A 5,908-nucleotide genomic window follows, 5' to 3' on the forward strand; every position below is an offset into this window, starting at 1 on the left:
AAAGGTGGACCTGAACTGGCAGACGGCCTGGAAACAACCGGCCATCGACATGGCGAAGACCATTTTCGACAAAATCAATTCGAAAGAGGGGACGACCGCGCCGCCGCGCGCCCCCCGGTACACCCGCCCGTCCGCCACGATCGCCGCGCCCACGCCGCGCCCGATCGTCACCACGAGGAAGTCCCGGTGCGTACGCCCCCGCCCGTACAGCCGCTCGGCCGCCGCCAGCGCGTTCACGTCGTTCTCCACCAGCACCGGCAGTTCGAGCCGGCGCCGCAGCCAGTCGCCCACCGCCATGGCCCGCCATCCGAGCGTGGGGGCGTTCACCGTCCCGGCCGCCTGGTCGTCCACGCTGCCCGGAACCCCGACCCCGATCCCGAGCAGCGGCGGCGTCCGCTCATCGGCCGAGCTCTCCGCCACCACGGACGAGATCGCCCCCGCCAGCGCGTCGAGCGCGTCGGGCGCGGACGGGTCGAAGGGCCGCTCCCACGAGCCGAGCACCTCCCCGTCGAGCCGCACGTCGACGAGCACCAGGTGCTCGGCCGTCACCTTGACGCCCAGCGCCCGCCCCGCGCTCCCGACCAGCCCCAGCCGCACGGCGGGCCGCCCGCCGCGCGAGGGCTTCAGGTCGAGCTCCTCGAGCATCCCGTGCCCCATGAGCTCCCGCGTGAGCTGCGTGACGGTGGCCGGGCTGAGGTCGAGCCGGCGCGCGATCTCGCTGCGGCTGAGCGGCCCGACCGTGCCCAGCAGGGCGAGGATCGCCGTCCGGGTGAGGTCTCCGCGATCGGTGCTTACCATGCGATGAGGGACTTTCTTCAGAAGTAAAGTTAGTCCCGAAATATCCCCCTTGGTTCGCGTGCCTGTCAACCCCCGGACACACGAAAGGACCCCCGCCGGTGGCAGGGGTCCTCGGTGAAACGGCGCGTCAGGCGGACGCGGCGTCCTTCTCCCGGTTGCGCAGCGCCCGGCTGACGCCGTCGGCGCCCTCCAGGATCAGCCGCCGCAGCGCCTGCGGCGGCTGCTCGGCCTCCAGGTAGTCCTGCGCGGCCCGCACCGTCTCCGGCTCGATGAGCAGCGCGGGGAAGCACCCCACCGCGAACGTCGACGCCTGGTCGAACGTCCACTCCCGGTAGATCCGCCCCACCTCGGCGAAGTACTTCTCCCGGTACGGCACCAGCAGCTCGGTGTGGTGCGGGTCCTGGAACCCGGAGATCGTCGTACGCGCGATGTGGTTGGCCAGCTTGCCGCCCACGACCCGCTCCCAGGCGGCGGCCTTGGCCTCGGCCGTCGGGATCGCGGCCCGGCACTGCGCCGCCGACCGCTCACCCGTGGCAGTAGGGTCCCGCTCGAGCTCGGCGTCGATGTCGGCCTCGCCCAGCCGGCCGCCGGCGACCAGCGCGTGCACGAGCGACCAGCGCAGGTCGGCGTCCACGCTCAGGCCCTCGGGCACCTCGGAGCCGTCGAGGATGCGCTGCAGCAGGTCGAGGTCCGCGTCGGAGGTGGCCACCGGCGCGAACGCCTGCAGGAACGCGAGCTGGTGGTCGGAGCCCGCCGCGGCCTGGCCGAGCTGCTTGCGCAGCTCCGCGGCCAGCAGCGCCAGGCCCTCGGCCTGCCAGGCCGGGTCGGCGTACTGCTGGACGGCCATGCGCGCCTGGCGCAGCACCGCCTGCAGGACCGTGATGTCCTTGAGCGTGCCGGCTCCCGAGACGACCAGCCTGACGTAGTCACGCGTGGCCATCTCGCCGTCACGGGTCATGTCCCAGGCCGCCGACCAGCACAGGGCGCGCGGCAGCGACTCGGTGAACGCCGCGATGCCGCCGTCGACCAGCGTCCGCATCGAGCGGTCGTCGAGGCGGATCTTGGCGTAGGTGAGGTCGTCGTCGTTGAGCAGCACCAGGTCCGGCTGCTCCTCGCCGACCAGCTGGGCCACGCTCGTACGGGGGCCGACCACGTCCAGCTCGACCCGCTTGGTCCGCTTCAGCTCGCCGTCCACCAGCGAGTAGAGGCCGACCGCGACCCGGTGCGAACGCAGCGTCGGGTGCTCAGCGGGCGCCTCCTGCAGCACCTCGAAGCTGGTGAACCGCCCGTCGGACACCTCGAACTCCGCGCGCAGCGTGTTGACCCAGGACGTCTCCAGCCACTCCTTCGACCAGGACGACAGGTCGCGGCCCGAGGTCCGCTCCAGGGCGTTGAGCAGGTCCTTCAGCTCGGTGTTGCCCCAGGCGTGCTCGGCGAAGTAGTCGCGTACGCCGGCCAGGAAGTTGTCCAGGCCGACGTAGGCCACGAGCTGCTTGAGCACCGAGGCGCCCTTGGCGTACGTGATGCCGTCGAAGTTGACCTCGACCGCCTGCATGTCCGGGATGTCCGCGGCGATGGGGTGGGTCGAGGGGAGCTGGTCCTGGCGGTAGGCCCAGGCCTTCTCCACGTTCGCGAACGTGGTCCACGCGCCCTTGCCCCACCTGGTGGCCTCGGCCTGGGCCAGGACGGACATGTAGGTGGCGAACGACTCGTTCAGCCACAGGTCGTCCCACCAGCGCATGGTGACCAGGTCGCCGAACCACATGTGCGCCATCTCGTGCAGGATCGTCTCGGCGCGCCGCTCGACCACCGCGTCGGTGACCCGGGAGCGGAAGACGTAGTCCTCCAGGAACGTCACGCAGCCCGCGTTCTCCATGGCGCCGGCGTTGAACTCGGGCACGAAGCACTGGTCGTACTTCCCGAACGGGTAGCGGACCCCGAACACCTTGTGGAAGAAGTCGAAGCCCTGCCGGGTGACCTCGAGGATGTTGTCGGCGTCGAGGTGCTCGGCCAGCGAGGCCCGGCAGTAGATCCCCAGCGGGATGCCGTCGTGCTCCGAGGTCACCTTGTGGTACGGCCCCGCCACCAGCGCGGTGATGTACGTCGAGATGACGGCCGTGGGCGGGAACTCCCACCGCCTGGCCGGGGCCACCGCCCCGTGCCTGCCGCCCTGCTCCGGCAGCTCCTCGACCGCCGAGGCGGCCGCGTTGGAGACGACCTCCCAGTCGGCCGGGGCCAGCACGGTGAGCTGGAAGGTGGCCTTGAGGTCGGGCTGGTCGAAACAGGCGTACATGCGGTGCGCGTCGGCCGTCTCGAACTGGCTGTGCAGGTAGACCTTCTTGTCCACCGGGTCGACGAAGCGGTGCAGGCCCTCGCCGGTGCGCATGTAGCTGCAGTCGGCGTCCACGCGCAGCTCGTTGGCCGCGGCCAGCGACGGGAGCGGGAAGCGGCCCTTCTCCTCGTCGTAGGCGGACACGTCGAGGTCCTCGCCGTTGAGCGTCACCTTGCGCACGTGGGCGCCGTGCAGGTCGATGAAGGTGGACGCGCCCGGCCGGGCGCTGGTGAAACGGACTGTGGTGACGCTCTCGAAGCGCTCCTCTCCCTCGGTCAGATCGAGTGCGACCTCGTACGACTCGACCTTCATCAACCGGGCGCGCTCACGAGCCTCGTCCCGGGTCAGATTGCCTGCCAAGTTGCGCTCCTTTTCACCACTTCATCGAACTTTGTCCGTATCGTGCCACGCTGGGAATAGGACCCGATCCACCTCAGGTTACGGGTCCACATGAGCGAAAAGATTCCCGTGGATCTGTGGTTCGATCCTGCCTGTCCCTTCGCATGGGTCACGTCACGATGGCTTCTCGAAGTTGAGAAGGTCCGTCCCATCGAGCCTCGCTGGCGCATCATGTCCCTCTACGTCCTCAACGTGGACAAGGACATCCCGGATGACTACCGCAAGTCGACCGAGCGGGCCAGGGGCACCGTCCGGGTCGTCGCCGCCGCGGCCGCCAAGCACGGCGAGCAGATCCTCGGCCCGCTCTACACCGAGCTCGGCACCCGCCTGCACAACCAGGGCCTGGGCAGGGAGCCGGAGCGCCTGCGCGAGGTCGTCGAGAGCGCGCTCGAGGCCACAGGGCTCGAGAAGGAGCTCATCGAGGCCGTCGACTCCGACGAATGGGACGAGGCCATCCGCACCTCCCACAACGAGGGCATCGACCTCGTCGGCCAGGAGGTCGGCACTCCGGTCATCCGGGTCGGCGCCAACGCCTTCTTCGGACCGGTGATCACCAAGATCATCAGGGGTGAGGACGCGGGCCGGCTCTGGGACGGCGTGCTCGCCGTCACGTCCTTCGAGGATTTCTTCGAGCTGAAGCGCAGCCGGACCAAGCGCCCCGAATTCGACTGACCCTCTCATTTTACAGGGGTCAATCATCGTACGCTGGCGGAAGAACGCTGCTTGCGGTGTAGAAGACTTATCCCCGCATCTGGACAAGCCTCTCACCGCCACCTGAGCTCCTGACAGGATGGTGGCTATGCGTCAGCTGTACATCGGCGGCTCCTGGACCGCTTCTGCGTCGGACGAGTCGATTGACGTCGTCAACCCGGCCACGGAAGAGATCATCGACCGCGTGCCCGCGGGATCTCCCGACGACGTCGAGTCGGCCGCGGGCGCCGCTCGAAAGGCCTTCCCCGGCTGGTCCGAAACGGCCGCCTCGGAGCGCGGCAAGCTGCTCGGCGACGCCGCCGAGCTGCTGAAACAGCGCTCCGAGGAGATCGCCAAGACGATCGCCACCGACATGGGCGCGCCACTGGGCTTCGCGCGCAGGGTGCAGACGCTCATGCCGGCGACCGTGCTGTCCTCCTACGCGCAGCTCGCCGAGACCCACCCCCGCGAGTCGCGCGTCGGCAACTCGATGGTGGTCAAGGAGCCCATCGGGGTGGTCGCCGCGATCACGCCGTGGAACTACCCGCTGCACCAGATCATCTGCAAGGTGGCCCCCGCGCTGGCCGCCGGCTGCACCGTGGTGCTCAAGCCGAGCGAGGTGGCGCCGCTGGCGGCGTACGCGCTGGCGGAGATCTTCGCCGAGGTGGGCCTGCCGCCGGGCGTGTTCAACCTGGTCAGCGGGCGCGGCCCGGTCGTCGGCGAGGCCATGGCCGCCCACCCCGAGGTGGACATGGTCTCCTTCACCGGCTCGACCGCCGCCGGGCGCAGGGTGGCCGCGCTCGCCGCCGAGTCCGTCAAGCGGGTCGCGCTCGAACTCGGGGGCAAGTCGGCCAACATCATCCTCCCCGACGCCGATCTGGCGCTGGCCGTCAAGGTCGGCGTCGCCAACTGCTTCGTCAACGCCGGTCAGACCTGCTCGGCGTGGACCCGCATGATCGTCCACCGCGACCAGTACGACGAGGCCGTCCGCCTGGCCGTCGAGGCGGCGCGCGGCTACACCGTCGGCGACCCCTTCGACGACTCCACCAAGATCGGCCCGCTGGTCTCCGCCACCCAGCGCGACCGCGTGGTCCGCTACATCAACCGGGGTCAGGAGGAAGGCGCCCGGCTGGTGGCCGGCGGCACCGAGCGGCCCCACGAGCGGGGCTACTACGTGGAGCCCACCGTGTTCGCGGCGGTGGAGTCGGGGATGACGATCGAGCAGGAGGAGATCTTCGGGCCGGTGCTGTCGCTCATCCCGTACACGAGCGAGGACAAGGCCGTCGCGATCGCCAACGACACGAAGTACGGCCTGGCCGGAGCGGTCTGGGCGGCCACCGAGGACCGCGCGATCGCCGTCGCCCGGCGGCTGCGCACGGGGCAGGTGGCCATCAACGGCGGCCGCTTCAACCCGCTGGCGCCTTTCGGCGGCTACAAGCAGTCGGGGGTGGGGCGGGAGCTGGGGGAGCAGGGCCTGGAGGAATACCTCGAAACCAAGGCCATGCAGCTGTAACGCTCCGCCCGGGCCATCTGGGCGGCCCGTCGGGTCGTGGGGTCGTGGGGTCGTGGGGCTGCCCACGGCCCACGCGGCCCGACGAACGCCCCGGCGACCCTGCACCTCCGGCCCCCCCCCGCCCCCCCCCCCCCCCCCCCCCCCCCCCCCCCCCCCCCCCCCCCCCCCCCCCCCCC

General features: G+C 70.5%; 3 protein-coding genes and 2 pseudogenes. 3 read left to right on the plus strand and 2 right to left on the minus strand.

Annotated features, from left to right (window positions below; all coding sequences use genetic code 11):
• Nucleotides 1–4: 4 nt before the first annotated feature.
• Nucleotides 5–52: pseudogene (locus ACWDX9_RS58615) on the plus strand (hypothetical protein); the annotation flags it as partial.
• Between the two features lie 59 nt (nucleotides 53–111).
• Here ACWDX9_RS58615 and ACWDX9_RS58620 read toward each other — a convergent pair.
• Both ACWDX9_RS58620 and pepN read right to left on the minus strand, forming a co-directional pair.
• Nucleotides 112–798, minus strand: a pseudogene (locus tag ACWDX9_RS58620) (ROK family protein); the annotation flags it as partial.
• Between the two features lie 127 nt (nucleotides 799–925).
• Entirely contained in the window at nucleotides 926–3,490 is a 2,565-nt protein-coding gene (gene pepN, locus ACWDX9_RS58625; protein ID WP_449972153.1) for an aminopeptidase N, read from the minus strand.
• 90 nt (nucleotides 3,491–3,580) lie between these two features.
• On the opposite strand from pepN, the gene ACWDX9_RS58630 reads away from it, so the two are divergent.
• The gene (locus tag ACWDX9_RS58630) at nucleotides 3,581–4,201 is read left to right on the plus strand and encodes a mycothiol-dependent nitroreductase Rv2466c family protein (RefSeq protein WP_449972155.1); all 621 of its coding nucleotides are present in this window, start codon (nucleotides 3,581–3,583) and stop codon (nucleotides 4,199–4,201) included.
• Nucleotides 4,202–4,328: 127 nt separating this feature from the next.
• Nucleotides 4,329–5,732 (plus strand): aldehyde dehydrogenase family protein, encoded by a 1,404-nt coding sequence (locus tag ACWDX9_RS58635; protein ID WP_449972158.1) that lies wholly within the window; start codon nucleotides 4,329–4,331, stop codon nucleotides 5,730–5,732.
• Nucleotides 5,733–5,908 lie beyond the last annotated feature (176 nt).

The organism is Nonomuraea sp. NPDC003201 (assembly GCF_053590415.1).

Excerpts from the sequence above, each read along its gene's own strand:
- ACWDX9_RS58630 (WP_449972155.1), top strand. The coding sequence starts at position 3,581 with ATGAGCGAAAAGATTCCCGTGGATCTGTGGTTCGATCCTGCCTGTCCC.
- ACWDX9_RS58635 (WP_449972158.1), top strand. The coding sequence starts at position 4,329 with ATGCGTCAGCTGTACATCGGCGGCTCCTGGACCGCTTCTGCGTCGGAC.